Source organism: Neorhizobium sp. T7_12 (assembly GCF_002968535.1).
Lineage (GTDB): Bacteria > Pseudomonadota > Alphaproteobacteria > Rhizobiales > Rhizobiaceae > Neorhizobium > Neorhizobium tomejilense.
The window spans coordinates 174,520-200,218 of the sequence record NZ_PVBK01000008.1; the positions used below are offsets into that span (position 1 = coordinate 174,520).

Consider the following 25,699-nt stretch of genomic DNA (forward strand, 5'->3'; position numbering starts at 1 on the left):
AATACGGAGGACATCTGCCGTGAACCGCCGAACGCTTCTTCAAATGCTGGCAGGTCTTGCAGCCAGCGAACCTTTCAACGGCTTTTCGTTTGGGCAAGCCTCAGCCAGAGAGGATTATCCAAGCCGTTTGGGCGTGAATCTAAGCCCGATGAATTATTGGGCGACCGAGCAGGTTTTCTCCGACCTGGCCTACAACGCCTCGCGCTGGCGTGTGCAGATCAAAGGCGCGCCCTTCACATGGGACACGCCGTTGCCGCCGATGACACCGGATGGTTACCCGTTGAACGTCCCGGCGAACTCTACGCTGGAGACTTTCCTGATTTTCTCGCGTGAACGGAGAAATCTACCTGTAAATCTCTCGGTTTATTATGATGGCAAGGGAAAACTCGGATATCGGGACGGCGCCGAACTGGAGTTGCGTTTGCCCGGACGCGATGATGTGCGTAATCTTCGCAAGGACGCGGCCTTCACCACAATCATGATGGAAACCGATCCTTCCGATCCGGTTCGCAACATCCGTGTCTACGAACGAGGCAAAAGGCCGACACAACGGTTTCGCGAGCCCTTCCTCAAGCGGTTGAAGCGCATGTCTACGCTACGCTTCATGGACTGGATGGCTACCAATAACTCGACGGTCCGCAGCTGGGATGATCGGCCGCGCGTCGGCCACTTCGGTAAATCCGATGCCGGAACGCCGCTCGAGCACATGATCGAGCTGAGTAACGAGCTACAGATCGACCCTTGGTTCAATATGCCTCACCAAGCCGATGACGATTATATCCGCCGGTTCGCACAGCAGGTGAAAGACGGCTTGGACGGAAACCTGGTGGTGAATGTGGAGTATTCCAACGAGGTCTGGAATTCCGGCTTCGGCCAGGCCGAGTATGCGAAGGAAAAGGGGCTCGCGCTGGGGCTGTCGAGCAACGAGTTCGAAGCCCAACTGCGCTATTACGCCCAGCGGACAACGGAAATTCTTGCCATCTGGAAAGACGTGTTTCGCGGACAGGCGCAAAGGATTGTCGGGATTTATTCCGCTCAATCCGTAAATGATTGGACCAGTGAAACGATACTATCGTGGAAGGGCGTGCAGGCGCATGCGGACGTCCTTGCCATCGCGCCCTATTTCGGCGGCAGTCTCGGGTCGCCTGAGCGAACCGAACAGATTTCCAGATGGCCTTTGGCCCAGTTGTTCACGGAGCTTGAACGGGATGTATTGAACGACAATCGGAAGATGATCGAGACCCAGGCTTCCGTTGCCAGGAAATATGGCGTCAAGCTTTACGCCTATGAAGGCGGACAACATCTTGTCGGACATAGTGGTGCGGAAAACAACGAGAGGCTGACGAACCTCTTCATAGCGGCAAATCGTGACAGACGGATGGGTGAACTCTACCTCCTCCATCTGAATATCTGGCAGCGATCCGGTGGAGATGCCTATGCCCTATATTCTTCGATGACGGATGCGAGCAAATGGGGCAGCTGGGGGCTGTTGGAAAATGAGAGCGACAGCAATCCCAAGTGGCTGGCAATAGAGAAAATCCTCATGCGGAGGGAGCTCCAATCAGAATCGGGCTCCGTAAGGATTGCGCGATAGCAATCTCCCGCCGGCCGTTTCGTCATGCGGCATGTATGAGGGATCCACGCCTCCGCTGAGGCAACGGATTTCTCGACGTCCTTCGCCAGCCCTTCATCATCGCCGAGCCGGCCAGGTCGCTTCCGACGTGGAAGCAAGGCGGACATCATTGCGGCAGCTGCCGAACGGCGATAGGAGCGATGTTCTGCGGAGGCAAGTCTGGGCCCTTGCGCTGGCCGAGCCGCTTCGACAACTCCATGCTGGGCCGCTCTATCAGCAGCCAGAAAGTAGCGGCAAAGGCAACGCAGCAGAGCAGCGACACGGCCCACCAAATGAGGACCTCCAGCGGCGAGCCGGCTCCGACCATCGTGGCTACCCGAAACACCGCGCCGATAACCAGATTATGGGTCAGGTAGAGCGAGTAGGAGATCAGCCCCAGGAACTGCAGCCATCGCCAGTTCAGCCCGGAACTGATCCGCCCGGACACAGCCGAGCCGAAAAGAACGAACGCGGCAGCCGAGCAGACCACCCCGAAGGCATTTCCCGAGGAAACGCCGGCTAGAAAGATTATCCCTGCATAGGCTCCGAAAAATGGCACCAGTTTCGGCGCCCGCCATGCCCAATAGGCCATCACGCCGAGAAGAAAGCCATACCAAAGCGGCAGGAATAGCCCCGGCCACACGTCCGGGCCGAAGCCAAGCGGCCAGAAAAGGCTGACGACGCACGCCGCGACGACCAAAAGCGTCCTGGAACCGCGAATGCTCATCAGCAGCGCGTAGACGAGGTAGAACTGGATTTCGAGACAGAGCGTCCAGTACACAGCACTGATTGCGGGAAACTCCAGCAGGTCCTGTAGGTAGAAGAGGTGAGAAACGATCTGGGCAGCGGTGAAGTCGGGCATCTGCTTTCCGGAGACCAGATATGACGACAGCGCAGCAAAGGCGATGGTCACCGCGATGGAAGCCCAGTAGGCCGGATCCAGTCGAAGCGATCGCCTCAGGGTGAAACGCCCGAATTCCGGAAGGGACATCGGTTTATCGTAGAGTGAATGGGCGATGACGAAACCGCTGAGTACGAAGAAGACCGCAACGCCCAGCCCGGCGTTCAACAACGCCGTCTCAACCCAGACAGGGAGAATTTCCAGGAGGCGTTTTACGTGGCCGGCCGAAGCGGCATGATAAAGGACAACTCCCATCGCTGCCACGCCGCGCAATGCGTCGACCACCGTAAAACGCACGCCCCGCCTGTCCATCTCGCGCCCTCTTGCTGCGGACAGAACCTAACAGCAACTTCCGGGGGCTGGTAGATAAGCACCCACTCCCAATTAGGTGGCTAGGACAGCGCCTCTTGGCGGCTGCGGCCGCGTCAATTCGGCCATAAGGCTAAGCATCTGTCCGGCCGAGGACAATATGGCTCACAGAGCCAGCGGGAGCGGTGGTGTCCGAGACTACGATGGTGGAAAGAAGATCAACAGACATGATCGTCAGATCTTCGTCGACGCGGTCGGCCGTGTGATTCACGGGGGCCGGAATATCACGCTTTCATGGCGCAGCACCGAAGGCATCGCGATGAAAGTATCGATCAAACAACTGACCGGCTGCCTAGAGGGCAACCGGCCAGTCTACTACGCCGAAACCCGAGGCGTTCTGCTCAAGTCCGCACTATAAAATAGCACAATCATAGATCGGCGATATTGCAATCAGGCCACACCTCAAGTGTAATTTTCGAACGCCTAATTTAGCCAACCAAATGCCGAACGAATTGCCGTCGAGTTTCGTGTACTTCGCCCGAAGCCGCGCGTGTAAAAACAGAAAACAACCTGTGATTATTAAATTTCATCCTATCCACAACGAATGAGAGAACCTAATCCTTTTGATTGAGTTGATGTCTCTTGCAGATAAAGGAATAATACTTCTGCCAAACAGACTGCTGAAGGCTCGAACGGGAAAAACGGTCGGGCCTTCTCCTTTTGGTGAACCTGACATTTGTCAACGCTCGTGGTGTTATGTTGCCCGAGGCGTCCTGTCAGCCTCGAGTATTTCCCGTCTTGCGGACGCCCTCGCTGTTTCATCGGCGAGGGTTTCTTTTAGGGAACAAGCGAGGAAAGCCAGCCCGCCGCCCATTTCCGGACCGCTGGCTGGAAGCCTGTAAAGGCGAATGGCTGCGGGGACGCGTTGAAGACTGCAGCGAGCCTACGCCTTAAGAGGTAGCCCCCTGGCGTAGGCCCGAGCAGATGGGGCTTATCAGCGCTCCGTGAACGCCCTCGACATGCTGTCGACAATCGGCTTGACCAGATAACTGAAGAACGTTCTGACCGCAGTCTGGATCATGATTTCCGCCGGCATGCCGGGTTGCGGAGTAAACCCCTTGATCCGGGCGATCTCGTCGGACGAGATATTGATGCGCGCGACGTAGACGTCGTGGTTTGCGAGCCCCGCCTTGCTATCCTCCATTGCGTCCGCCGAGACATAGAACACCTCGCCCTCCAGGACCGGGGTCGTGCGCTGGTTCAACGCTATGAGACGGACCGTGGCTTTCTGGCCGACTTTGACGCTGTCGATCTCGTTGCGAGGCACCTTTGCCTCGATGATCAGCGGCACGCCGGCAGGCAGGATCTCCATGATCCCCTTGCCGCTTTCGATAACGCCGCCGGTCGTATGGTAGTATGTCCGCACGACAGTGCCGGACACCGGAGCAAGGATCGTCGCGCGGCGCAGAACGTCGTCGGCTTCGCGGGATTGTTCACGCGAAGTATCACGCTCGCCCTGGATCGATTGCAGGCGGTCGAGCGCTTCCTCCCGATATGTCTCCTCGGCGCGCATGATCTCCTGCTGCCCCTTCAGGAGCTGGGCCCCGGTTTCCGATACCTCCGCCTCCAGCCGGCCGATCTGCCCTTCGGCATCGGCGATCGCCCGCTGAAGCGCTCTGACCTCGGTTGCCCGCAGCAATCCCTTGGTCAACAGGACCCGCTTGATATCGTATTCCTCCTTGAGCATCGCAAGCTGGCGAGACATGGCCTCGCGGTGCCGGACATAGCCTTCGCTGCGGAACTCCAGCGCCTTCATATTCTGCTTCAGCAGGGAAAGCTCGGTCGCCAGCTTCATGCGCTGGGCCTTGAAGTTGAGCTGTTGGGTGAGGATGATCGCGGAAACATCCGGGTCATCCCTGAAATCGTTCAGGTATGGCGAAATCGCCATGGAGTCGGCGCCCTCGGATTGAGCGGTAAGCCGCGCGGCCGTCGCCTCCAGCCTGACGCGTCTGAGGAAGAATTCCCGTTTCTTGGCCTGCGATGCGGTCTCGTCGAGCCTGACCACCGGCTGGTTCTCGACAACCTGATCACCCTCGCTGACCAGCAGCTCCCTGATGATGCCGCCCTCGAAATGCTGCACGATCTTGTTGCGACCGGTTGCGACGAAACTGCCCTGGGCAATGACGGCCGCCGCAAGCGGAGCCGTCGCAGCCCAGGTGCCGAAACCGCCAAACGCTATGGCCGTCAGCGCCAGACCGGTCACCGTCTGTTTCCAGACCGACCGGGGAACCTCCGAGTACCATTCGAGATCGTGTACCTTGGCAACAGCAGACATGCCCAACCCCTATTGCAACAGATGGCCGAATGAACCGGTATTGATATCGATGCCGCGGGCCTCGATGGCCTTCAGCACATCCGCCCGCATCCCGAACAGCGCAACGGTGCCGTTGACCAGCAGAAGAACCTTGTCGACGTTGCTGAGGAGAGCCGGACGTTGCGTGATCGTCGCGACGGTTATCTTGTGTTCCTTGGCATGCTGAAGTGCATGGAGCAGCGCCGCATCACCCGCATTGTCGAGATTGGAATTCGGCTCGTCCAGCACCACCATCCTCGGATCGCCGAAGAACGCCCGGGCGAGCGCGATGCGCTGCTTCTGGCCGCCCGAAAGGGGAGAGCCATCCGCCGCAACCACGGTTTCGTATCCGTGGGGCAGGCTGGCGATCATCTCGTGAACATCGGCCAGCATCGCGGCGCGGTAAATCTGCTCGTCGTCCGCGTCCTGCCGCATGCGGGCGATATTGGCCTTGATCGTGCCCGGAAAGAGCTGCACGTCCTGCGGCAGGTAGCCTATGTTTTCGCCGAACTGCCGCTGGTCCCAGTTCCTGAGGTCCATCAGATCCAGGCGGACGCTGCCCGATGTCGGCAGGATCGATCCGACGAGCATTTTCCCAAGAGTGGTCTTGCCGGCGCCGGAATTGCCGATGATCGCCAGCGAATCTCCTGGCTGCAGGGCAAACGAAACGCCGTTGAGCACGACGCGCTTGGTTCCCTGCGGCACATAGAGGAGGCGTTCGACGTCCAGGCGCCCCTCGGGCTTCGGCAGGTTCAGGCGGTCGAAATTCAAGGGCGAGGATTTCAGCAGCGCCGTTATTCGACCGTAGGCCGCACGGGACTGGCTATATTGGCTCCATCCTTCGATGGCCCCTTCGATCGGCGCCAGCGCGCGACCCGCAATGATGGAGGCCGCAATCACCATGCCTCCGGTGATCTGCCCTTCGATCGACAGGTAGGCGCCCCAGCCGAGCATCGCGATCTGCGTCAGAAGACGACAGGCCTTCGATATGGCCGCAATGGTGATGTTCCGGTCCTGGGCAATGACCTGCGACTTCAGCGAGGTGGCGGTATCCTTGCCCCAGATCTGTACCGTCTCGGGGATCATGGCGAGCGCATTGATGATCTGCGAATTACGCGACATCGATTCCAGATGAAGATTGGCCTTTATCTGCGCCGTATTGGCTTCGGCAAACGGCTCGGCCGTCATGCGCTGGTTTATCTGGGTGAAAACAAGCAGCATGAGCGCCGTCAGGACTACGATCAGGCCGAGATGCGGATGGATGAGGAAGACCGCCACCACGAACAGAGGGGCGATCGGCGCGTCGAGGAATGAGAGCAAGGTCCTGGAGACCAGGAACGAACGAACCTGCTGAAGGTCGCCGAGCACCTGATATTCGCGTCCATTGCTTTGAAGCGAGGCGCGGGCCGCCGCGCTCAGGATCGGTGCCCCGAGCTGTGCCGCGATTTCCACCGCGGTCCGCATCAGGATGAACCGCCGAAGCGCATCGAAGGCAGCCTGCAGGATGACGGCACCGACGATCACGATCGTCAACATCATCAGGGTGTCGAGAGAGCGGCTGGTCAGCACCCGGTCCGATATCTGGAACAGGTAGATCGGGATCGCCAGCACCAGGACATTGCTGGCGACGGTGAACAGCATCACGACCGCCAGGTTCCGCCGCACGGCGTTGACGCCTGCCCTCAGGCTGGCCGAGAAATCGACGGGGGCGAGACGCTTGTGAAACGTTCCGTCGCCGCCGCGGCCGCCGCCGGTCGACGGCGATTTTCCGAAGGTCTTCGTTTCGGTCCGCAAGGGTCCGGTATCGGCATCGATCGTGATCATGCCTTCCGGCGCCTTTGCCTCCGTCGCTTCGCGCACCGTGGGCTTCGGCTCGATTTCCGGTTCGATGATCCTGTCATTGGCAGGCATGGGCAGAATATCGGCTCCGGAGAAATTTTCATTCGGCCGGGATGGGTTCTGCGATGCGTTTCTGGGTTCCAGTCTGGATATCGTTGCTGAGGGGGCTGCGCCACCGGGTGACAATTTCAGGCATTCGTCCACAGCGCGCTCCAATTTTTCATAGATATCCTCACCGGCAAGTTGCTGACCTTCATCGTGATCGTGGGCCTGTTCAAGATCGGCCCTTTTTTGGACATCCGACATGTTTCCCCCCATTATCCGAGCACATGCTGTAGTCCGTCATCCTGATACTGGCCGTCGGGATCTACAGGCACGCCGAAGCCGAGCTCGGTCGGATCGGCTTCCAGCATGGAATCGTCGAGAAAAGCCACCGCTTCGTTGACCAGCGCGTCGGGATCGTGCGCGGCCCATTCCGGACTGCTCGAAATCAATCCCGATTGAAAAAGTGTTTCCTGGGAGTATTGCTCGCCGCCCACATAGGTAGTGCCGAGAGAATCCAGGTCGGCGATCGCCGCGTTGTTGATGAGCGCGTTTCCCCCGGTCGAGATCGACCACGTTGCGTCCGCGTGAGGATTGAGGGCATTCAGCGCCAAGGCGATCTGGTCGCTGTCGCCGACGATGTTGGTCTGGCTGATATACTGGATATTCAGCAAGTCACCGCTGATATAAAGAACGCGCAGTCCGCCTGTTCCCGCAAACGCCGGATCGGTCAGAATGCCTTGGGAAATATCTCTTCCGCCGGCGGCAAAATCGTTGGCCGCATCCAGATAGGCCGAAGGAAGAGTGCTAAAGCGGTCGGCGCCGCCGATATTGTAGATATGAGCCTGGTTCCAGAGCAGATTTCCGCCACTGGATATCGTGCCCTCGCCGGTCGTTCCGAAACCCGTAACCGCTCCGACGACATCGTTGTCGAACAATATGTTCGTCTGATGGATGATATTGGCATCGTACAGATTGCCGCCAATCAGGATCAGATCATAGGCCTGGCTGAGCTCGTAGATCGAGATCTGGTTGACGCTGGTATTGTCGCCAGCGATGACCTTGGTCGTGGCGCCGGAAGACGACAGGATGCCGATGTCGTTGTCGGACATGAAAATATACTGTTCCAGCCAGTTGGCGATCAGCAGATTGCCATGGATCTCTGTGACTGCCCAGCTTGCGGGATAACCGCCGCCGGCATTTGCCGGAGCGTTGCCGCCCTCCAGCGGATCGACCCTCTGGAATGTCGCAATATTAAATATTTCATCCGGCGCGCCATCGTTCGTCCAGCCACTGATGGCCGAGGTGATCGCGTCGGTATTCTGGATGACGTTCACCTGGATGACTGCGTTGATCTCGAAGTGATCGCCAACGACCGCGGTTACCGTCGCGCCGGTCCAGATATTCTTGAGAACAGCATCATTGACGACGGTATTGTTGCCGCCGACCAACTCGACCGAGACTTCCACCTCGACCGAGCCATCCGCATAGACGTGAACGTTGGATGGCGGAGCATCGTCCTCCGCATCGGCTTCATCACCAGCGTCGGCGGCATCATCTGCTTCATCTTCATCCTCACTGAAGGAATGATGGTCCTCCAGCTTCGGTGCCTCGTCGACCAGCACGCCGTTGACGTAAATGCCTTCGATCGTGGTGGATTGATGGAAGAAAGCCTCCGTGGGTCCGTCGGCTTCGGCCGCAAGGGCCTCCAGCTGGCTCGCGACGGTCTCGATGATCTGGATAAGGTCGTCCGAGGACTTGGGCATTTCGAGATCGCCGATAGGTGCGTCCGCAAGGACATCCTTGGCCGTCTGCAGCAGCTCGCCGTTGTCAACCGGCGTGGGATTGAACGTCAGGCCATGTCCACCGACGCCGAAGCTGTCGTTGTCGGAAAGCGAGGCGACCTGAACGATGAAGTTCGCAACCGAGCCTGGAGGCTGTATCTCCCAAGTGAAGGACTTGCCGCTTGCGTAGAACGGGTACTCGTACTGCGGCATCTCGTGCCGGCCGTGATACGTCTTGATTTCCATCGTGGGAATCGGCGGATGATCGAATCGGCCCACGAAATGGGGATGCCAGATCGGTGTGAAACTGGCAGGCGCCCTGTAGACCACACCCGGATCGAACCCGAGCAGATCGTAAGGCGCCTCGAAATTGGAGCGGATCACCGCTGATGTCGGGATGAATTGTTCGGGCGTATCGAGCGAGAAGTCCTGGTAACTATCCCGCAGGCGCGCATCCTCGACGTTCGTGTGGAAGAGGCCGATGAAATGAGCGATTTCCTCGGTGATTGTGTCCATCGTCGTCATGACCGCTGCCTTTGTATTGGCATGCCTGCATCACATCACAGGTCGTTCGGAATGAGGGACTGCGCAGGATGGTCTGCGCAGTCCACGATGTGAAGTCCCTGCCTAAAGCAGGGAGCTGTGTCGCTTAGACGCCATCTTCGGTGTCGTCGCCGGCCACCGTGCTGGAAAGGTTCCCGCCGACGATCGTCATATCGATCGCGTTTTGCTGCAGGTTCGCACCCATCACGATTTCCTGGTTGAAGGCGTGAGTTTCGATGACGGCATCGGACGAAGCTGAACTCGTCCCGGTCACGAAACCATCGTCACCGTTGCTCGAGCCCCAGGTACCGCCATCGCCGCCGGCTGCGCCGTCACCGGTGGTGGCCCAGCCACCTGCGCCGCCGGCTGCGCCGGCTCCGCCGAATGCCCATCCGCCGACGGCTCCGCCGCCGGTACCATCGGCCCATGCGCCACTGAGTGCCCCGCCGCCTTCGCCATAGCCGGATGTAGCGTCACCACCGGTAGCATCACCGCTGGTTGCCGTACCGGTTACCGCTGCGCCACCGGTACCGCTACCGCCAGCTGCGCCGTCACCGCCCAAACCGGCACCAAGACCGGCACCGAAGCCGGCACCGAGACCGGCACCAAGGGCACCGCCGCCATCGCCGCCATTACCGGCATCCGAGGCTTCGCCGCCGCTGCCACCTTCGGAGTTGCCGGCGTCGCCGCCTTCGCTATCCCCGCCGTTGCCAGCGTCTTCGCCGTCGCCGCCGTCGTTTTCAACGAAGATCGGGTTGATGAAGCCGAGGCTTCCGCCGACGAGAGCTCCCGCATCGCCGCCTTCGGAATCGCCGCCGTCACCGCCTTCGTCGGCGTCGCCGCCGTCCGAGTCGCCGGCGTCGCCACCGTCGCCGGAAGTGTTGCTGCCGCCGCTATCGCCGTCACCGGCAAATGCAAGCCCTGCGCCAAGGCCGAGACCCAGGCCAAGACCCAGACCGAGGCCGTCGCCGCCACGCCCGCCATCGCCGCCAGTCCCGTTGCCGCCGTCGGCATCGCCGCTGTCGGCGTCGCTGTCGCCGTCGCCGCCGTCGGCATCGCCGCCGTCGCCGTCACCGCCAATTGCAGCGCTTGCGGCCAGACCACCGAGGCCGTCGCCGCCAAGTGCGAACCCGCCGAGCGCCGTACCGCCGTTGCCGCCGTCACCACCGTCGGCATCGGCGTTGCTTCCGCCGTCACCGCCGCCGCCGCCGGCATTGATCCCTTCGGAGGCGATCGCGAAACCACCCTCGGCGGTAGGATTCATTTCGAACGAGCCGCTATTGCTGACGCTGGCGCTTTCGAGCTTGTCGTTGTCCTGGAGGTTGGCGACCTGGCTGAAGACATTGCCGACATCATTGCCTTCGCCGTTAAGCGAGTCATTGAGCACATCATCGATGCGGATGTTGAACATTCCGTCGATGGAACTGTCCGCCATATCGATGTCTGCAAAGTCGTCGTCCGACGGCAGGTATTCTTCAAGGTTGACACCGACATCGACCGTGACAGTGGTCTCGTTGACGTTTGCGTTGAAGTTGCCGTTGAGGTTCAGGCTGCCGTTACCGTTGAGGTTCAGGTTGCCATTACCGTTCCCGTTGCCGTTGAGGTTCGTCGAATCGCTCGACTGGCTCTGGGTTTGGTCGCTGGCCTGTTGTTGCTGCTGCTGCTGCTGTTCCTGCTGTTGCTGCTGCTGCTCCTGGCTATCAGGATCGTCGACCAATGTGTCGAACACGCTGCGTTTGTCTACCATCACACAGTCCTCTTGATGACTGCGACAGCGTGACCGCCATTCATCTTTTTGGGGGTCTTTGCTCGTCGCGGTTGAAATGAGTCATTTACCTCTGGCGACAAGGCGCGCGTCAACGCGACCGTTCGCCGGTCTTTCTCTCGTGATGTCTGATTTTTTTCCTCTCCCCTACGTTTCCCGAGAGACTTGGAATGAGCGGTGCGTGGTTCGCATACTCACTACATTTTGCACCGACGAGCATTCTTCAGCGCTCGTTCTTCCAGTGCTTCGGGATGGGAGCACTGTGTCCTGAATGAGCAGAAGAAATAAGGTGATATTTCGATCTAGCGCAACCTGATGAATACTATGTGAGCATAGTTACATGGGCTATATGATCTAACCAAGAAGACGTATACCATATCGCCGAAAAACTACCCTTATGTATGCAGCAACTCATTCGCAACGGGGAGGAAACGCTGCCTGATCATGGTCCGTTCGCCTGGAAACGACCTTGAAGGCCTCATTCCGTGGCCGATTCGATCTATTCCATAAATCCTTCGGTCTATTCCCAGCATTCGGCTCTTGGTTTACCGTTCCCTAATAAGATCTTCGGAGCACCACTTTGCGTGTACTTTCGATCAACGACGGGAGGGGGATATCTCCATGCAAATTCCGCATGGTCTTTCGCAACATGTCGGCTTGGATCTGGCGACAAACGCCTTGAAGAGAATGAATGCGATCCGGACACTCCTCTTCATCTGCTCACCTGGGACAATCTCCACCGCAATGACGGCGGCCATCGAAAGCGAGTTTCCATGGCTCTCCGTCAAGACGGTCCCCGACCTGAAACTGGCATCGGTGGAATTCGACAATCCGGTCCAGCTCGTGCTGGCGGATGTCCGCCTGGCCTCCGCTCTCGCCGAATACTGGCCGGAGCTCGCCAGACACCATCCTGCCGCAACCCTTGCGCTGATGGGGACCGATGATGGCGAGATAGCCTCCGATCATCGAAGGGCGAAAGAACTTGACATCGTCCAGGGTATCCTGCCGTTCAACGTCAATCTCGACGTCTTCCTGTCAGGCCTGCGGATCATATTGAAGGGCGGTACATATTTCCCTTCTACGGGTTACCGGACCCAGAGAAGCGCACCTCTCGAAGGGGAAGAGCCGGCGGATCTCAAGCCAGCCTTGTATCAAGCCGGCAAGCCGGCGATCGAAAAGCTGACAAAACGCGAGAACGAAATTCTTGTCAGGATGGCCATGGGCAATCAGAACAAGATCATCGCGGCCGCGCTCGGTCTATCCGAACATACCGTGAAGATACATATCCACAACATCATCACCAAACTCGGCGTGCATAACAGAACGGAAGTCGTCGCTCTCTATTTCGAATATAGACGCAAGGATACGACCGACAATGCAGGCGACACGAACCGCGGTCAGGACGGCCGCTCCCTCTCAGGCGACAAGTACTAGGCTCCAGGACATCCTGCTCCTGATCGGGCAGCTGAACTATACCTGGACCAATACGGAAAGCCTGCTGATCCACATGATCGCAGGCCTTGCCAAGGTGGACAAGGAAACGGCGATCGTCATCTTCCTGACCTTGAATACGACCCGAGCCCGGGTCGATCTCGTGGAACGGCTGACCAAGATGCGCAAGACCGCGCCGGCCTGCCGCAAGGAAATCCTGGAGACCACTCGCCGTCTTTCAGACGAAGCAAAGCTTCGCAACAAATACAATCACTGCATTTATTCATTCGATCCCGACAGCGGCCGCAACATCACGCAATCGATGCGGATCTTCGAAAGCAGGGACGAGATCAAATACGGAAAGATCGAGGAACTCGACGCACGCGAGATCGGCCGTATCCGTGAAAGCATCAATTCGCTTGTCGCGATCAACAGGATGTTCTGGGACATCACCGAACGTTACGGCTTCCCCACCTAAACCTCAGCAAGGCGTTACCCGAGGCCCGATACCGCTATGCCGGGCAGGAAGCCTTTGAGCGCGTCGGCCAGCGTGACGATCGATATGAGATGGCCGGCATCATCGGTGATGGAAATCGCCTGCAAAGCCAGGGCCTCACCCTGCTGAATATGCTCGACGACAATGTCTCTCATTCCGGAAATCACTTCGGCCGTGGCTCTCTCGATATCGAGGAAGTCGAGGCCTTCGGTATCTGGAATAAAACCGTCTTTCAGATCGACATTCAGGAAATATCTCACCATGGAACCCAACCTCCCGGGGATAGCGTGGCGGCCACTTGAAACTGCGAATCCAACCCCTGGCAGAAGCGGCGCCGACAACCTCCCAGCGTCTACTCCCACATCTCCCGATCTGCGATTAGGCTCAATCAGAACATTAGCAGATATATAAATTACTCATCGTCCCGGTCAATCGGGAATTGGTAGCCTACCGTGGAAATAGGGCTTTAAACCTTCGCAGCCCACCGGCTTTGCGGGTGATCACTTAGGTTCAATCGCGTGCCTTTCCGTAAGCCATCGCCTTGCCGCATGCATATTGACGCTCGCCCAATCATGGTTCAGCGCCGAAATGAACAAGCTGTCATTCTGGAGGATAGATTCCTGAAGATATCGCTGCAGCTCCAAAGCATCTCCGTTGAACTCTACCAACCACGCCGATCCGGATAACTTGCAGGTTACAAGCGGCTGAATCCTTTTGCGCGCCCGATTGTATGATTCAACCTTCTCGAATTCCAATATGACAAGAAACACTGCCATGCATCGCACCTCCAGGCGGGAGGAAACAAATATTGATGGGCAAAGTTCCTTTCGGAAAATTCAGAAGGATCTTTTTGTAGGGGGCAGGTTTTCCCAAGGAAACACCGCCTTCAGGTGCGGGCTTGCACCGCATCGGAGCGCTCTGCGAAACCTTGGAGCGAGCTGACCTCGACGCCAGGCAGCGCCGGCAAGACCACCACCTCCGGATATTTGTCCAGGTCGTGGAACGTGAGGCAGCGTGGACATGGCATTTCGACCGCGCCGCAACCGCAGCATCGGGTACCGGTATAAGGTTTGGCCGGATGAGCTTCACAAACCCAGCCCGTGTCCTTGCAGTCTCTGCACCTGAACATGAGCGAAATCCTCTCTGATCCGCAGGATCGGAGGATAACACGCGCGTGAGTCGCGGACAGTTGCGCCAAATGGGCTATATCCATAAGCCTATCGGCGTACTGGACTGGTGGAGGAAATAGACCGCTTTCAGGCGGAACGGCGCTCTATCGAGATTCGCGACCCTTCGCCTATGGCGCCTAAGTCCAGGATGAGCGCGCTCAAAATATCATCCAGTTGATCACGGTCCCGATCCACGGCATAACCGACCCGAACAGCCGGGACGTTTGAGATGGATGAAAAATTCGACATCGGTGCACGCCTCAACGCCATGCGCGCGGCCGCCGGCCTTTCGCAGCGCCAGCTCGCCGAAAGGGCCGGAGTGCCGCATGCGCAAATATCCAATGTGGAAACCAACAAGGTCAGCCCCTCCGTTTCGACGCTCCGCAAGATCCTGAACGGTCTCGGCGTCGGCATGGGCGATTTTTTCGAGCCGGAGCGCAGCCCGCCGAAAGGCCCGTTCTTCTCGGCACATGAACTGGTCGACCTGACTTCGAAGGTTGCCGCATCGCCAATTGCAGGCGGTGACGGCACGCTGATCTTCCGCCAGATCGGCGATGCGCGGGCGCATAACCTGCAGATCCTCCACGAGATCTACGGTCCCCATGCGGACACCGGCGAAACACGGCTGCAGCACGCGTCGTCGGAAGGCGGCTATGTGGTCGAGGGCGAGCTGGAAGTCACGGTCGGCGACGACGTCCGCGTCCTCAAAGCCGGCGAGGCTTACCTCTTTGACAGCCGCACTCCTCATCGGTTCCGCAATCTTTCCGACCGGCAGACGATCGTCATCTCGGCCTGCTCGCCGCCCTATCTTTGATTTGTTGAATGCCTATTGCTCAAAATAATGAGCAAGACTATAGCTGAGCCATCGACCTCAGGGGATATCGTCATGACCGTTTCAGCAGATCTGCAGTCCCGCCAGAAAGCAGCCGTGGCGGGCGGCGTCGGAACCCGGGGCATCTTCGCCCACAAAGCCCTGAATGCACAACTCTGGGACGTCGACGGCAAGCGCTTCATCGATTTCGCCGCCGGCATCGCGGTCAATAATACCGGCCATCGGCATCCGTCCGTCATGCGCGCCGTCGCCGAACAGGCCGAACATTTCACCCATACCTGCTTCCACGTCGCGCCCTACGAAAGTTATGTCAGGCTCGCCGAGCGGCTGAACGCGATGGCGCCGACCGGGGCGGAAAATCGCACCATGCTGGTGACGACGGGTGCAGAAGCCGTCGAAAATGCCGTGAAGATTGCCCGCGCCCATACCGGTCGCGCCGGCGTCATCGCCTTTTCGGGCGCCTTCCACGGCCGCACCCTGCTCGGCATGGCGCTGACCGGCAAGGTCATGCCCTACAAGAAGAATTTCGGTCCCTTCCCGGCCGACATCTACCATGCGCCCTTCCCTAACCCCTATCTCGGTTTCTCGATCGAGGAGGCGATCGCCGGGCTCGATCGGTTGTTTGCAGCCGACGTCGATCCGGAACGGATTGCAGCCTTCATCATCGAACCGGTCCAGGGCGAAGGCGGCTTCAACGTCGCACCGAAAGAATTTCTCGTTCACCTCCGCGCAGTCGCGGATAAGTACGGCATCGTGCTGATTGCCGACGAAATCCAGGCTGGCATGGCGCGCACCGGCAGGATGTTCGGTTTCGAACATGCCGGCGTGAAGCCGGATATGATCACTATGGCAAAGGGCCTCGCCGGCGGCTTCCCGCTTTCAGCCGTCACCGGCAAAGCCGAGATCATGAATGCGGCCCATCCAGGTGGGCTGGGCGGTACCTATGCCGGCAATCCGCTGAGTGTCGCTGCCGCCAACGCCGTGCTCGACGTCATCGAAGATGAGAAGCTCTGCGAACGCGCCGCCGAAGTCGGCCGCCGGATCACCGAGCGGCTGACGGCGATCGCCTCCCGCCAGGGCATGGAGCATATTGGCGACGTGCGCGGCCTCGGCGCCATGGTAGCCTTCGAACTGGTCGAAGATCGTCAGTCGAAGGCGGCGTCGCCTGCCCTCACCAGCCGCATCATTGCGGAAGCGGAGGCCCGCGGCCTCATCCTCCTGTCTTGCGGAACACGCCTCAATGTGATCCGTTTGCTGCCGCCGCTCACCATCGAATGGGAAGTTTTAGAGGAAGGGCTCGCCATTCTCGAAGCGTCGATCGAGGCAGCGTTCTCCGACGCAACCGCTTCGGCAGCCGCTTGAGCCTCATACGTCGCCGCTGACCGCGGGACCGATCAGGCCCGCGGTTTCTCTTGGTCGCGGCAGCCTTTGGACATGCTGCAAAGATAAGGAAAAACGCATGAACGGCGCCGATATGCTGTGTGACGTCCTTCTGGTGAATGGCGTCGATGTCTGCTTTGCCAATCCCGGCACATCGGAGATGCATTTCGTCGCCGCTCTCGATCGCAAGCCGGCCATGCGTTGCATCCTCGGCCTGTCGGAAGGCGTCGTGACGGGCGCTGCCGACGGTTATGCCCGCATGGCGGACAAGCCGGCCGCCACTCTTCTCCACCTCGGCCCCGGCCTCGCCAACGGCCTCGCCAACCTCCACAATGCCCGCCGCGCCCGCACGCCGATGCTGAACGTCGTCGGCGACCATGCCTCCTATCACCTTCAATATGATGCACCGCTGACCAGCGATATCGAAAGCCTGGCCCGACCGATGTCCCATTGGGTCGGACGCGCCGCGTGCGCCACCGATATCCGCCGTTGTACCGAAGAGGGTTATGCCGCCGCCCTCGCCAATCGCGGCGTCTCGACCATGATCCTGCCTGCGGACGCTGCCTGGGGCGAGGTCTCGCCGGAAACCCTTAAGCCGGCCGCGATCCCTGCCTCGCCGGCGATCGACCCCGAAGCCCTGAAAGCCTCCGTCGCCGCGTTGCGCAGCGGCAAGCGTGTCGTGATCATGCTGGCCGGCCGCGCCATGCGGGAAAAGCCTGCCGAAATCGCCGGTCGCATCGCAGCCGCCACCGGCGCTGTGCTTTTCTCAACGTCCTCGGGCCGCAGCGCCCGCGGCGTCGGGCGCCCGCTCGTCCGGCCGGTGCCTTACAAGATCGACCTTGCCCTCGAAGCGCTCCAGGATTTCGAGGTCGCCATCTGCATCGGCGGACCACGCCCAGTCACCTTCTTTGCCTATCCCGGGAAACCCAGCACCACCCTGCCGCCTTCCTGCGAGATCATCCAGCTGGCGGAGCACGAACACGATCTCGCCGACGTGCTGGCGGCTCTCGCCGATGCACTCGGGATCAAGCAGGGAGCGGACTTCGTCCGCAACCGGTTCATCCAGCAGGATATCCAGGTGCCGACCGGAACGCTGACTCCCGATGCGATCAGCTTCGCGATCGGCCGCCGGCTACCGGAAAACGCAGTCATCATCGATGAAGGCCTGACCTCCGTCGGCCAATATCCGGTCTTGGCGCCCGGTCTCCCGCCCCACGATCACCTTCCGATCACCGGCGGCGCCATCGGCATCGGCATTCCGCTGGCTGCGGGCGCTGCGATCGGCGCGCCGGACCGCAAGGTGGTGGCGATGCAGGCCGACGGCAGCGGCATGTACACTGTGCAGGGCCTCTGGACCCAGGCGCGCGAACAGCTCGACGTCGTCACCATCGTCTTCGCCAACAGCGCCTACCGCATCCTTCAGGGCGAGATGACCAATGTCGGCGTCAATGCCTACGGCCGCAATGCCCAGCGGATGCTCGATCTCGACGCGCCAAGACTCGATTGGTGCTCGCTCGCCAAGGGCCTCGGCGTCGAAGCCGGCCGCGCGACGACGATCGAGGAGTTCGTCAAGCTGTTCGACGGCGCGCTCAGCCGCAAGGGACCGTTCCTGATCGAAGCCGTCATCGATTGATTGCCGGAGAGATTGCGCGCAGCCGTTACACCGCGACCAGATGGCCCGGAGAAACGGTCTTATAGTCGAGCGGATTGACTATATAGTCGACGGAGCGGATCGGGCTCTTGAGCTCGTCGCTGGCGACCGTCCGCTTTTCGCGGCGGCGATCAGGGTCCGGTACCGGCACGGCGGCCATCAGTTTCTTCGTATATTCATGCTGTGGATTGCCGAACACGGATGCGCGCGGGCCGATCTCGACGATCTCGCCGAGATACATGACCGCGACGCGGTGGCTGACCCGCTCGACCACCGCCATGTCATGGCTGATGAACAGGAATGCGAGGTTGAGGCTCTGCTGCAGGTCGAGCATCAGGTTGATGACCTGCGCTTTGATCGACACGTCGAGCGCCGAGACGCTTTCGTCCGCAACGATCACCTTCGGTTCGAGCGCAAGTGCCCGGGCGATGCAGATGCGCTGGCGCTGGCCGCCGGAGAATTCATGCGGATAGCGGTTCACCATGTCCGGCGTCAGGCCGACCTTGCGCAGCATCTCGGCGACGACCTCCTTCGCCTGTTTCGCCGTCCCCATCTTGTGTTCGAGATAGGGCTCGGCGATCGCCTGGCCGATCGTCATGCGCGGGTTGAGCGAGGCGAACGGGTCCTGGAAGATCATCTGCACGGATTTGCGCATCTCGCGCATCTCCCGCTTGTCGAGCGCGAGCACGTCCCGGCCCTCGACGACGACCGAACCGGCATCCGGCTCGATCAGCCGCATGATGGCGCGGCCCGTCGTCGACTTGCCACAGCCGCTTTCGCCGACAAGCGACAGCGTCTCGCCGGCATGCAGATCGAAGGAGACGTTCTCGACCGCGTGCACGCGGCCGCTGACACGACCGAACAGGCCGGAATGGATATCGAACCGCTTGGTGAGGTTCTTCACCTCCAGAACCGGCCGGTCATTGGCGGCAACCGTATCGGCCACCTCGACCTGGACATCGGATTCCCCGGTTGCCGTATTGACGACGGGAAAACGCAGCGGCCGCTCGTATTTCTGCATCGAACCGAGCACCGGCACCGCGGCCAGCAGCGCCCGCGTATAGGGGTGTTTGCCGCGATGAAAGATATCAGGCGTGTCGCCCGTCTCCACCTGCTCGCCGCGATACATGACGATCGTCCGGTCGGCGACTTCGGCGACGACTCCCATGTCATGGGTGATGAACAGGACCGACGTCCCCTCCTCGTCCTGCAGCAGCTTGATGAGATCGAGGATCTGGCCCTGGATCGTGACGTCGAGCGCGGTGGTCGGCTCGTCGGCGATCAGCAGCTTCGGCTTCGACGCCAAGGCCATTGCGATCATCACGCGCTGGCGCATGCCGCCTGAGAAACGGTGCGGATATTCGTCGAAACGCGACGCGGCCGACGGGATGCGCACCTTTTCGAGCAACCGGATGGTTTCGGCCTTGGCTTGCGCCGCCGACATCGCCTTATGGCAGAGCAGCGCTTCGGAAATCTGGTCGCCGATGGTGAAGAGCGGATTGAGGCTCGTCATCGGCTCCTGGAAGATCATCGCGACATCGTTGCCGCGCACCTTGCGCATCTCGTGTTCGGGAAGCGCCAGAAGATCGCGCCCGCCGAGCATGATCCTGCCCTCGATGCGGCTCGTGCCTTCCTGCAAAAGCCGCATGATCGAAAGAGAGGTGACGCTTTTGCCCGACCCGCTTTCGCCGACGATCGCCACGGTCTCGCCGGGAGCGACGGTGAAGGAAACGTCACGCACGACCGACTTCCACTCCCCGTCCACGTTGAACGAGGTGGTCAGGTTCTCGACGGAGAGGACCGGCTGAGTGGACTGGACGGCTTGTGCTTGCGAAATGGCCATGATCGTTCCCTTCCTGTCGTTGTTGTCAGTTCAGTCCGGCCAGCGAAGCGCGCCGTCGAACCGGTGGCGGCTGCGCTCTTCGATCGGGGTCGCGATGATCTCGTTGGAGGCCCGCGCCTTGTCGAGCTCTTCCGTCAGGCGGGCCGCGACGATGGTTTCCTGTCCGGGGTGCAGGTTGCAGGGGTCGAGATAGAAATAATGATGCTCCACCTCATGATCGCGGACGATGACCGGCGGGTTACCACGGCCGAGCGCTGCCGCCAGATCCCAGGCGGTGATATGCGCTTCCGGTGCCGAGATGATCACCCGCATGCGGTCGAGCGGATTGTTGGTCGGGTCCGGCTCGATCAGGGCGGTGACGCCTGGGCGGCCGTCGAGCGACCGTTTCCACAGATTGAGATAGCCGGTTTCGCGTTCGCGGATGCCCGCATGGTCACGCTTCTCCCAGGCTTCCAGCGCGGCCATAACGCCGAACACGCTCTCCTTGCCGACCTTCATGCCGCGGCCGATGCCCATGTTCTGCAGGAAGGCACTGCGCACCAGCTCCTTTTTGCCGGCAACGATGCCCGAAGTCGGGCCACCGAGGAACTTGTGGCCGGAATAGAGCACGATATCCGCGCCCTGCGAAAGGAAGAGCTTGAGGTCGTATTCGGAGGCCGCGTCGACGATGACCGGCACGCCCTTGGCATGGGCGATCTCGACGAACTCGACGAGGTTGAGCAAGCCGTAGTCGACGACGTGATGCGAGACGACGTAGACGGCCGCGGCCGTCTTCTCGGTGATCGCATTCTCCATGTGATAGCGGTGCGTCGAGGTCGCCTGGCCGATCAGCACGACCTTGCCGCCAGCGAGCCGGATCGCCTGGTCCACCGGCGCGCCATAGCTCACCACATGGCCCATCTGCACGAGCACTTCGTTCTTGTCGGGCGCCGTATCGGGCAGTTTCTCGATTGCCAGCAGGTTGTTGCCGGTGAGCGCGCCCGCGACTGCGAGGCTGATGCCGGAGGAGCAGGAGGCCGTCACGAAGCCCGCCTCGCCGCCGGTCAACCGGGAGATGATCGCACTCGCCTTGCGCTGCAGATCGTTGATCTCGACGAATTGCGGCAGGATCGCCGCCATCGCCGCGATCGCCTCCGGAACCACGATCGAAGCCCCGAGGCTCGTCATCGTGCCGGAAACATTGATGACCGGGCGAAGGCCGATCTGGGTGCGGATATCATCGGACATTGTCGTTCTCCAAATTGACAGCCAACTGCGAATTGCCATCGACAGTTATGCCATAGTAATGTAATAGCCTCTCGAAATCACACGAGAAGCCCCACGGGGAACATCCAGTTGGACGCGAAGACTTCATCCGCAGACCTCTCTGTTGACGCCGTTTCCGAAACGGAGACGGAAGCCAAGGGCGCGCGCCGCTCGCGCGTGAGCGGTATCGATCGCGCGCTGCAGGTGATCGATTATCTTTACGAAACGGGTGCGCCGACCGGCGCCTATGCGATCGCCAAGGCGGTCAAGGCGCCGCTGTCGACCGTCTATGTGATCATTGACGATCTGGTTGAGAAGAACATGCTTGCCCGCAATGCCGACGGCTCGATCTGGCTTGGCGCCCGGCTTTACCATTACGGCCTCGCTTATGCCCGGTCGCTGGATTTCATGAGCGTCGCGACCCACGAGATGCACGACCTCTGCCGGCAGGCGGGCGAAACCGTGCAGGTCTGCGGCCGCGACGGTGACTACATGCTGGTGCTCGCCATGGCGGACGGCCCGAGCCATTACCAGGTCGCTTCGCGCGTCGGCACCCGTGTGCCGCTTAACTGGACGGCATCCGGCCGGCTTCTCGTCGGGCACTTGGCCGAGGCCGAGCGGATCGAGCTTTTCAAGCGCTGCGCCCGTACCTCGCCGACCGGCCGCGCCGAGATCGACGCGCGCACGCTGTCCGATTCGGCCGGCAAGGCCTTCGAGCAGCGGCTGTCGATCCAGGTGGCGGAGTCCGATTATGCGGTTGCCTGCATCGCTTCGCCGATCTGCGACCGGAGCGGCGAGTGCGTCGCGACCATTTCCATCGTGCTGCCGGAACAGAAAGTCGTGTCCGACGAGAACCACTATACGGAACATGTCCGCGCTTCCGCCCAGCGGATCGAGAAGCTGATGGGTTGGCGCAACCACTGACCTTGTCTCCTCAGTCGTTCAGCGAGACGATCGCCTCGATTTCCACGGTAATATTGCCCGGCAGAGAACCGAAACCGACGGCCGAACGGGCATGCTGGCCCGCATCCCCGAACACCGAGATGAACAGGTCCGAGCAGCCATTGATGACGCTCGGATGATCCTCGAAGTCCGGCACGGCATTGACCATGCCGAGCAGCTTCACCACCCGCTTCACCCGCGAAAGGTCGCCGAGCGCCTCGTGCATGACCGCAAGCAAATTGATGCCCACCAGCCGCGCATGCTGATAGGCGAGGTCGACGCTGACATCGGCGCCCACCTTGCCGGAATGCAGATGGCCATCCGCCTCGCGCGGCCCTTGGCCGGAGAGGTAGAGCATGTTGCCTTCACGGACATGCGTGACGAAATTGGCGATCGGCGGCGGCGGCGGCGGCAGCTTGATGCCGAGCGCGCTCAGCCGATCGTAAGGTGTCTGCGCCGCTGGAGCGGCCTTTGCTGAAGACGTGTTCACGTCAACTCCTGTCATGCGATTTAACGACACGCCTCAGCGCCACGAGTAACCGTGGCTGTGGCGGACGAGCTTGCGGGCCCGTGGGATGTAGCGGCTGGCGGTGATGGCTTCCGAACCGATGACCGCGTAACGCGGCTCGAACAGTTTCTGGAGACGCGAAACGTCACCGTTGGAATCGGTCGCCTCGAGATCGGCATCGATGAGATCGAAGATCGTGAAATCGGCCCGTTCACCGACCGACAGCCGGTTTTCCATGGAAAGCTTGATGACCGAAGCCGGGTGATGGGTGACCGCTTCGACAACCTTGTCGAACGGCATGCCGACCGACAGAAGCTTGGACATGGTGGTCGCCAGGTCCCAGACCGGGAAGTTCATCGAATGGCCGTGCAGGTCGGTCGAGATCGAATAGGGCAGCAGTCCGCGCGCAATCGCCGCTTCCGCCACCTTGAACGAGAAAGACGCGCCGCCATGGCCGATGTCGAGGCGGATCCCCTCGCCGGCGCAGCGTTCGGCGAGATTGTAGAGGTCCTCGTCTTCCATGATGCTCGAACCGGCCTTGCCGTTGAAGCAATGGGTGACGACGTCGCCGGGGCCGAGGATTTCAAGCACCTCGTCATAGAGCGCCGGCGGTTCGCCGACATGCACCATCATCGGCACCTTGAGGATCTTGGCGATCTTCTTGCCGAGCTTGACCGGCGTGGCGCCCCAGGAACCGGTGATCACATGGCTCGCCCGCACCTTGATGCCGACGATATGTTCCTTGTTCTCCGCATAACATTCGAGGATGCGGTCGAGATCGATATCGCGGATGTCGCGCAGTTCGGCGACGCGATTGCAAGCGACGAGGCCGATCGAACCGAGGTTCAGGAACGCCTTGATGCGCTCCCTGGACGGCTCGATGATGTACTCGCGAAAACCATGAAAATTGGCCTCGCCCGCAGAACCGGCATCGACCAGCGTGGTGACGCCGCGCTCGGCGCCGCATTCCGACGGGCGGATCGAGATATCGGTGCCGCCATGCCAGATATGCACATGCAGGTCGATCCAGCCGGGCGAGATGAAGGCGCCCTTGCCGTCGACACGGATCGCCTCGGCGGGTGCTGCGAGCGACGAGCCGATAGCGGAAATCCGCCCGTCGGCGCCGACCAGGATATCGGTCGTGCCGGAGGCCGCGTTGCCGCCGAAAGCCATCGGCTTCACGTTGGTGAGGAGGAGCGGCTGGCCCGCTTTTTCACCGGTCATTTAGAGGTCCTTTCGAAGTCTTGGATCGAGCATGTCCCGCAATCCGTCGCCGACCATCTGCAGCGACAGGACGGAAAGAATGATGGCAAAGCCCGGGAAATAGGTCATCCAGTCGGCCTGGCCGACATATTGGCGGCCGGCTGAGATCATGGTTCCCCAGGTCGGTATTTCAGGGCTGACGCCGAGGCCGAGGAAGGAAAGTCCGGCTTCGGCGAGCATGGCGCTGGCGAACAGGAATGTGCCCTGCACCAGGATCGGCGATATGAGGTTACGCAGTACGTGCCGCGTCATGATGTGGAAGGTCGAGATGCCCAGCGCCTTCGCCGCCTCCACGTAAGGCAGTTCGCGGATCACCAGTGTCGACGCTCGAACGATGCGGGCGAGCCTTGGCGAATAGACGATCGACAGCGCGATGATCACCGTCACCAGCGATGGCCCGAGCGCTGCGACCAGCGCGATGGCGAGCAGGATGTCCGGAAAGGCCATCATAGCATCGATCAGCCGGGCGATCGGCGTATCGAGCTTCTGGAAAAAGCCGGCCAGCAGCCCGAGCGTCACGCCGATGATCGCCGAAAGGCTGACCACGGCAGCCCCGACCAGCAGCGACAGCCGCCCCGCAAAAATGGTGCGCGAGAAGATGTCGCGGCCGAACTCGTCGGTGCCGAACCAGTAGATCTCGCTCGGCGGCTTCAGCCGGTTGACGATCGACAGTTTCGACGGCGAATAGGGGGCGATCCACGGCGCGAAAACCGCAAGCAGGACGAAGACCACGATGACGATCAGTCCGAGCGCGACCGTCTTGCGTTTCAGGAAACGGCGAAAGAACTTGGCTCCTTCGCTCGCGGCTGGTTTGGTGGTGACAATCTCCGCCATCAGTAGCGCACCCTTGGATCGACCAGCAGATAGAGCATGTCGATCGCGAAATTGATCAGGACATAGAGGGCGGCGATGACGAGCAGTGCGCCCTGGATGACGGGATAGTCGCGCCGCAGCACCGCCGAGACCACCAGATTGCCGACGCCCGGCAGGCCGAACACGGTTTCGGTGACGACGGCGCCGGAAATCAGCACGGCGGCGGTAAGACCAAGCACGGTGAGGATCGGGATCAGCGCGTTCTTCAGCGCATGTTTCAGCACGACCCGCCGCTCGATCAGCCCCTTCGCGCGGGCGGTGCGGATATAATCGTCGCCGAGTACGTCGAGCATCGAGGCGCGGGTAAACCGCAGGATCAGCGCCGAGGAGACGAGGCCGAGCGCGAAGGCCGGCAATGTCAGGTGATACATTCGCTCGGCAAAGCTGGCGCCCGGCCCGCCATAGCCGGAAACCGGGAAGAAGTTCATCCGCACCGCGAAGAACTGCATCAGGATGAGGCCGAGCCAGAAGCTTGGAATGCTGGCAGCCAGCATTGCGGCCGTCGTCGCGGCCTGGTCGACGAAGGACCCGCGCCGATAGGCGGCATAAATGCCGATCGGCAGCGCGATGACGCTGGCAATCGCCAACGAGAAGATCGTCAGGAAAAATGTGGGTTCGGCGCGGTCGAGAAGCGCTGACGTCACCGGCATGTTGAGAAATATCGACTGGCCGAGGTCGCCCCTCAGAAGCTGGCCGATATAGAAGACATATTGAACTGCGATCGACTGATCGAGGCCGAGACGCGTGCGCAATTCGGCGACGTCCTCGGCCGTGGCATCCGGTCCGAGCATGACCGCGGCCGGATCACCGGGCGTCACCCGAACGATCACGAAGACGATCGTGACGACGAGGAACATCACCACGATCATGCCGGCAAGGCGTTGAAGGATATAGCGTATCATACGAAGGTGTTCCTGT

21 protein-coding genes are annotated in these 25,699 nt (G+C 60.5%); 8 read left to right on the forward strand and 13 right to left on the reverse strand.

All coding sequences use genetic code 11. The features are described from left to right. The first annotated feature begins 19 nt into the window (after window positions 1-19). Window positions 20-1,594 (forward strand): hypothetical protein, encoded by a 1,575-nt coding sequence (locus C5J26_RS18775; protein WP_245441201.1) that lies wholly within the window; start codon window positions 20-22, stop codon window positions 1,592-1,594. Between the two features lie 145 nt (window positions 1,595-1,739). Here the strand turns inward: C5J26_RS18775 and C5J26_RS18780 are convergent, their stop codons facing one another. Continuing rightward, window positions 1,740-2,825: an acyltransferase gene (locus C5J26_RS18780; protein WP_105403130.1), complete on the reverse strand. Its 1,086-nt coding sequence runs from the start codon at window positions 2,823-2,825 to the stop codon at window positions 1,740-1,742. 157 nt (window positions 2,826-2,982) lie between these two features. Here C5J26_RS18780 and C5J26_RS18785 point away from each other — a divergent pair, with 157 nt between their 5' ends. After that, window positions 2,983-3,240: a hypothetical protein gene (locus C5J26_RS18785; protein ID WP_105403131.1), complete on the forward strand. Its 258-nt coding sequence runs from the start codon at window positions 2,983-2,985 to the stop codon at window positions 3,238-3,240. Between the two features lie 576 nt (window positions 3,241-3,816). Here C5J26_RS18785 and C5J26_RS18790 read toward each other — a convergent pair. The 4 genes from C5J26_RS18790 to C5J26_RS18805 form a co-directional block, all read right to left on the reverse strand. Next, the gene (locus tag C5J26_RS18790) at window positions 3,817-5,157 is read right to left on the reverse strand and encodes an HlyD family type I secretion periplasmic adaptor subunit (protein WP_105403132.1); all 1,341 of its coding nucleotides are present in this window, start codon (window positions 5,155-5,157) and stop codon (window positions 3,817-3,819) included. Between the two features lie 9 nt (window positions 5,158-5,166). Beyond that, entirely contained in the window at window positions 5,167-7,320 is a 2,154-nt protein-coding gene (locus C5J26_RS18795; RefSeq protein WP_105403133.1) for a type I secretion system permease/ATPase, read from the reverse strand. Window positions 7,321-7,331: 11 nt separating this feature from the next. Then, window positions 7,332-9,365: a hypothetical protein gene (locus C5J26_RS18800; protein WP_105403134.1), complete on the reverse strand. Its 2,034-nt coding sequence runs from the start codon at window positions 9,363-9,365 to the stop codon at window positions 7,332-7,334. Window positions 9,366-9,489: 124 nt separating this feature from the next. Further along, entirely contained in the window at window positions 9,490-11,130 is a 1,641-nt protein-coding gene (locus C5J26_RS18805) for a hypothetical protein (RefSeq protein ID WP_105403135.1), read from the reverse strand. Window positions 11,131-11,769: 639 nt separating this feature from the next. Here C5J26_RS18805 and C5J26_RS18810 point away from each other — a divergent pair. Beyond that, entirely contained in the window at window positions 11,770-12,582 is an 813-nt protein-coding gene (locus tag C5J26_RS18810; RefSeq protein ID WP_105403136.1) for a response regulator transcription factor, read from the forward strand. Then, window positions 12,524-13,057 (forward strand): hypothetical protein, encoded by a 534-nt coding sequence (locus C5J26_RS18815; protein WP_105403137.1) that lies wholly within the window; start codon window positions 12,524-12,526, stop codon window positions 13,055-13,057. The genes C5J26_RS18810 and C5J26_RS18815 overlap by 59 nt, the downstream gene beginning before the upstream one ends. 14 nt (window positions 13,058-13,071) lie before the next feature. On the opposite strand, the gene C5J26_RS18820 is transcribed toward C5J26_RS18815, so the two are convergent. Both C5J26_RS18820 and C5J26_RS18825 read right to left on the reverse strand, forming a co-directional pair. Further along, entirely contained in the window at window positions 13,072-13,338 is a 267-nt protein-coding gene (locus C5J26_RS18820; protein ID WP_105403138.1) for a hypothetical protein, read from the reverse strand. A gap of 237 nt (window positions 13,339-13,575) precedes the next feature. Beyond that, complete coding sequence (locus tag C5J26_RS18825; protein WP_105403139.1) at window positions 13,576-13,851, reverse strand: hypothetical protein; 276 nt, start codon at window positions 13,849-13,851, stop codon at window positions 13,576-13,578. A gap of 622 nt (window positions 13,852-14,473) precedes the next feature. Between C5J26_RS18825 and C5J26_RS18830 the strand changes: the two genes are divergently transcribed. The 3 genes from C5J26_RS18830 (at window position 14,474) to C5J26_RS18840 (ending at window position 18,089) form a co-directional block, all read left to right on the forward strand. Then, window positions 14,474-15,058: a cupin domain-containing protein gene (locus tag C5J26_RS18830; RefSeq protein ID WP_105403140.1), complete on the forward strand. Its 585-nt coding sequence runs from the start codon at window positions 14,474-14,476 to the stop codon at window positions 15,056-15,058. 72 nt (window positions 15,059-15,130) lie between these two features. Beyond that, window positions 15,131-16,438 carry a 4-aminobutyrate--2-oxoglutarate transaminase gene (gene gabT / locus C5J26_RS18835; protein WP_105403141.1) on the forward strand — a complete coding sequence of 436 codons (1,308 nt, stop codon included), beginning with the start codon at window positions 15,131-15,133 and terminating at the stop codon, window positions 16,436-16,438. 97 nt (window positions 16,439-16,535) lie between these two features. Continuing rightward, the gene (locus C5J26_RS18840) at window positions 16,536-18,089 is read left to right on the forward strand and encodes an acetolactate synthase large subunit (RefSeq protein WP_105403142.1); all 1,554 of its coding nucleotides are present in this window, start codon (window positions 16,536-16,538) and stop codon (window positions 18,087-18,089) included. 25 nt (window positions 18,090-18,114) lie between these two features. Here C5J26_RS18840 and C5J26_RS18845 read toward each other — a convergent pair whose 3' ends face one another. Together C5J26_RS18845 and C5J26_RS18850 are read right to left on the reverse strand one after the other, a co-directional pair. Further along, a complete protein-coding gene (locus C5J26_RS18845; protein ID WP_105403143.1) occupies window positions 18,115-19,950 on the reverse strand; it encodes an ABC transporter ATP-binding protein in 1,836 nt (611 codons plus the stop codon). Window positions 19,951-19,980: 30 nt separating this feature from the next. After that, window positions 19,981-21,177, reverse strand: a complete 1,197-nt coding sequence (locus C5J26_RS18850; protein ID WP_105403144.1) for an aminotransferase class V-fold PLP-dependent enzyme — start codon at window positions 21,175-21,177, stop codon at window positions 19,981-19,983. Between the two features lie 102 nt (window positions 21,178-21,279). Here C5J26_RS18850 and C5J26_RS18855 point away from each other — a divergent pair, with 102 nt between their 5' ends. Beyond that, entirely contained in the window at window positions 21,280-22,119 is an 840-nt protein-coding gene (locus tag C5J26_RS18855) for an IclR family transcriptional regulator (protein WP_371681932.1), read from the forward strand. Window positions 22,120-22,129: 10 nt separating this feature from the next. On the opposite strand, the gene C5J26_RS18860 is transcribed toward C5J26_RS18855, so the two are convergent. Genes C5J26_RS18860 through C5J26_RS18875 form a run of 4 tightly spaced genes read right to left on the reverse strand, consistent with a single transcriptional unit; the run spans window position 22,130 to window position 25,683 of the window. Beyond that, window positions 22,130-22,642 (reverse strand): RidA family protein, encoded by a 513-nt coding sequence (locus C5J26_RS18860; RefSeq protein WP_105403146.1) that lies wholly within the window; start codon window positions 22,640-22,642, stop codon window positions 22,130-22,132. 18 nt (window positions 22,643-22,660) lie between these two features. Further along, the gene (locus tag C5J26_RS18865) at window positions 22,661-23,869 is read right to left on the reverse strand and encodes an amidohydrolase/deacetylase family metallohydrolase (RefSeq protein ID WP_105403147.1); all 1,209 of its coding nucleotides are present in this window, start codon (window positions 23,867-23,869) and stop codon (window positions 22,661-22,663) included. Further along, window positions 23,870-24,742 (reverse strand): ABC transporter permease, encoded by an 873-nt coding sequence (locus C5J26_RS18870; protein ID WP_105403148.1) that lies wholly within the window; start codon window positions 24,740-24,742, stop codon window positions 23,870-23,872. Continuing rightward, window positions 24,742-25,683: an ABC transporter permease gene (locus C5J26_RS18875; protein WP_172745918.1), complete on the reverse strand. Its 942-nt coding sequence runs from the start codon at window positions 25,681-25,683 to the stop codon at window positions 24,742-24,744. Before C5J26_RS18875 ends, C5J26_RS18870 begins: the two co-directional genes overlap by 1 nt. Window positions 25,684-25,699: the final 16 nt, after the last annotated feature.